Here is a 2872-nt window from a genome sequence, read left to right on the forward strand (position 1 = left end):
CCCGGCGGTTGCGGGGCGCCGCAAAGGCGGCCCGCTCTCTAAGGCCGAAAGCCCGCTGCGCTGGGGGCCCCTACGCCCCAGCTCCGCTTGGGACGACTGCGCGCTTCTGCGGGTGCGCCGCTTTCCCCGGCCGCTGCGGGCTACGCCGGGCGGCCCGCTCTCTAAGGCCGAAAGCTGGCGCCAATGGCGATGTGCAGCGCCCGCGAGCACGGAGCGACGGTCCCAAGCGGAGGCGGGGCTCCGGGCTCCCGCCGGAGCGGACCGTCGGCTGTAGAGAGCGGGCCGCGCGGCGCAGCCGCGCTGGGTGCCCGCGATGCAGCAACGATCCGCTGAGCGGCCTAACCCGCTAATACGTGCGGGCGGCGCCGTGGGCTTGCCAGGCAGCGAAGAGGGCGCGGCATTCGGGGGCGAGGCAGCCGGCTTCGATCGCGACCGGGCTGCCGCCGAGGCGCGCCAGTTCGGCCGCGGGCAGATGCAGCTCGTGGAAGCCGGCGGCAGCAGCGTCGGCGATCGCGGCGCCGTAGACCACGCGCTCGAGGCGCGCCCAGTGAATCGCGGCCATGCACATCGGGCAGGGTTCGCAGGTGCTGTAGAGGGTGCAGCCGGTAAGGGCGATGGCGCCCAGCTTGGCGGTGGCGGCGCGGATGGCGGTGACTTCTGCGTGGGCGGTCGGGTCGCCCGCCGCCCACACCTGATTATGGCTGGCCGCGACCAAGCCGCTGGCGCGGACGATGGCGCAGCCAAACGGCGTTTGTCCGGCGGCGATGCCCGCGCGCGTGACGGCAATCGCCTCCCGCATCCAGCGTTCGTCGTCGGCGGTGAAGACCATGCCTAATAATTCCGCGCCGAGAGCTGCAGCGCCGAGAGCCGCTCCACCCGCACCGGCTCGTTGACGTAAACGCCGCAGGCGTACTCGACACCCACCGACAGGCCCAGCAGGTGGGCGGCGGTTTTCTGCAGCTCGATGTAGCCGCGGCTGTTGACCTGGCTGGCGTGGCAGCGCATCACCGCCTCCCAGCGGTCCACCAGATCGCTGATGTCGACCACAATGTCAGGGCCGCGCACGCCATGCTGCGTGATGTCGTAGAAGTACAACTGCGCGACCCGGTACGGCGCCAGGGCGCGCAGCTCCAGCAGACCGCCGTAGCGCGCCAGCCGGCAAGCGTCGCGCATCAGCCGGCCGGCGGCGGCGTGATCGGGATGCTGATTTTCGGCGGGGTTGGGCGCCAGCACGATCTCCGGCTGCAGGCGGCGGATTTCGCCGGCGAGGCGAATGGCGTTGGCGGGCGTGGCTTCCAGTTGGCAGTCGCCACGGAAATCCAGAAACTCGATGGTCGCGCCCATGAGCTTTGCCGCCGCGCGCGCTTCCCGCTCACGCAGCTCGGGCGTGCCTGCGCTCGCTGCTTCGCCGCGTGACAGCACCCGCAGCACCAGCTCGTGGCCAGCATCGACTTCCCGCAGCAGCAGCGGCGCGCAGCCAAACTCGATGTCGTCCGGGTGCGGGCCGACGGCCAGGATTTTCATGCCGGCACGGCCTCGCAGACTTCCTGATAGAAGCGTTCGTACTGCGGTATGATCTTGCGCGCATCGAAGCGTCGCAGCGCGGTTTCGCGTGCCGCCGCCGCCATGCGCTGGTGCAGCCGCGCATCTTCGAGCAGACTCACGACGCGCGCGGCATGTGCGGCCACGTCGCCCACCGGCTCCAGAAAGCCGTCCACACCCGGGCTGATCAATTCGCCCAAGCCGCCGGTTTGCGACGCTACCGGCGGCACGCCGCAGGCCATCGCCTCCAGCGCTGCCAGCCCGAACGATTCCAGCTCGCTTGGCAGCAGCAGCACGTGGGTCTGGGGAATCAGCCGCTCCATGTGGTCCTGCTTGCCCAGAAAGGTCACATGCTCGCTGATGCCCAGTTCCAGTGCCAGCATTTCCGCCGGCCCGCGGTCGGGCCCATCGCCCGCCATCAGCAGCGCGGCATCGACGTGGCGGCGCACCTGCTCCAGAATCCGGATGCAATCGAGCGCGCGCTTCACCGGCCGGAAATTCGACACGTGCAGCAGCGTCGGACGCCGGCGCCGCCGTTCCGCGTCCGGGCGGTACAGATCGCAGTTCACGAAGTTGGGGATGACCTGAATCGGCTGGGTCACGCCAAAGACTTCTTCGGTCTGCTGACGCAGATACTCGCTGATTGCCGTAATGCCGTCTGAGCGCTCAATCGAGAATTTCGTGATCGGGAAGTACGAGCGGTCGGCGCCCACGAGCGTGATGTCGGTGCCGTGCAACGTGGTGATGAAGGGCAGCCGGCGCTTGGGCGCCATCATTTGCTGCGCCAGCAGTGCCGCAATCGAGTGCGGAATGGCGTAGTGAACGTGCAGCAGGTCGAGCCGGTAGCAGGAAGCAACTTCGGCCATGCGTGACGCCAGCGCCAGCGCGTAGGGTGGGTACTGAAACAGGGGATAGGAGGAGACCTCGACTTCGTGGTAATGCACGCGCGGAGTGTCGGGATCGAGCCGGATGGGGTTGGCGTGGGTGATGAAATGGACTTCGTGCCCGCGCTGCGCCAGTTCCATGCCCAGCTCGGTGGCCACGATGCCGCTGCCGCCATAGGTGGGATAACAGGTGATGCCGATTCTCACGCTTTCTATTATGATCGCGGGCACCCAGCGCGGCTACGCCGCGCGGCCCGCTCTCTAAGGCCGAGGGCCCGCTGCGCTGGGGGCCCCTAGGCCCCAGCTCCGCTTGGGATGACCGCGCGCTTCTGTGGGTGCGCCGTGTTCGCCGCGCGGCCCGCTCTCTAAGGCCGAGAGCCCGCTGCGCTGGGGGCCCCTACGCCCCAGCTCCGCTTGGGAAGGCCGCGCGCTTCTGTGGGTGCGCC

Annotated in this window: 3 protein-coding genes; all 3 read right to left on the bottom strand. The window is 69.2% G+C overall.

The window, feature by feature from the left end:
* Positions 1-346 precede the first annotated feature (346 nt).
* Genes EPN33_08825 through bshA form a run of 3 tightly spaced genes read right to left on the bottom strand, consistent with a single transcriptional unit; the run spans position 347 to position 2633 of the window.
* Entirely contained in the window at positions 347-829 is a 483-nt protein-coding gene (locus tag EPN33_08825) for a nucleoside deaminase (protein ID TAN22194.1), read from the bottom strand.
* Between the two features lie 2 nt (positions 830-831).
* Positions 832-1524, bottom strand: coding sequence for a hypothetical protein (locus EPN33_08830; protein ID TAN22195.1), 693 nt, complete (start codon positions 1522-1524; stop codon positions 832-834).
* On the bottom strand, positions 1521-2633 hold the full coding sequence (gene bshA / locus EPN33_08835; protein TAN22196.1) for an N-acetyl-alpha-D-glucosaminyl L-malate synthase BshA: 1113 nt from the start codon (positions 2631-2633) through the stop codon (positions 1521-1523). The genes EPN33_08830 and bshA overlap by 4 nt, the downstream gene beginning before the upstream one ends.
* Between the last annotated feature and the right edge of the window lie 239 nt (positions 2634-2872).

The organism is Acidobacteriota bacterium, from assembly GCA_004299485.1.
Taxonomy (GTDB): Bacteria; Acidobacteriota; Terriglobia; order Terriglobales; family SCQP01; genus SCQP01.